General features: G+C 62.7%; 1 pseudogene. It reads right to left on the bottom strand.

The features are described 5' to 3' along the window. Nucleotides 1–186 (bottom strand): annotated as a pseudogene (locus EXE45_RS18350) (hypothetical protein); the annotation flags it as partial. Nucleotides 187–362 lie beyond the last annotated feature (176 nt).

Raw genomic sequence — 362 nt, 5'->3', positions numbered from 1 at the left:
GAAGTACTCCTCCAACAGTGGGTGGAACGCGGTGATCTCCACGAAGAGCGCGAACCCGACCAACAGGTAGCCGACGGCGGCGAACGCAGCCCCGATCTTGAGCATGCGCTTGATCCCGGCCATCGTCGATTCCATCTCGGCGGTCGTGAGCGGCTCCAACGCGGCCGCTTCGGTCTCGGCTGCCATACCCTCCACGACGCGACACCGCATATAAACGCTCGCTGAGGGGCATGTGACCCGGTTACGTTCGTGTGACTTCTTTTCACGGTACTTGACTGTCGACCGGCCACGGACCGACGTTCGACGGGGCGGTTACGTCACGCTCACCGGAGCGTTATACTCTGCGAGCCGGTGGGTACGGT

The organism is Halorubrum sp. SP9 (assembly GCF_005435015.1).
GTDB classification, from domain to species: Archaea; Halobacteriota; Halobacteria; order Halobacteriales; family Haloferacaceae; genus Halorubrum; species Halorubrum sodomense.
The sequence above is the reverse complement of the archived record's forward strand: the minus strand, read 5'-3'. Positions and strand labels throughout refer to the sequence as shown.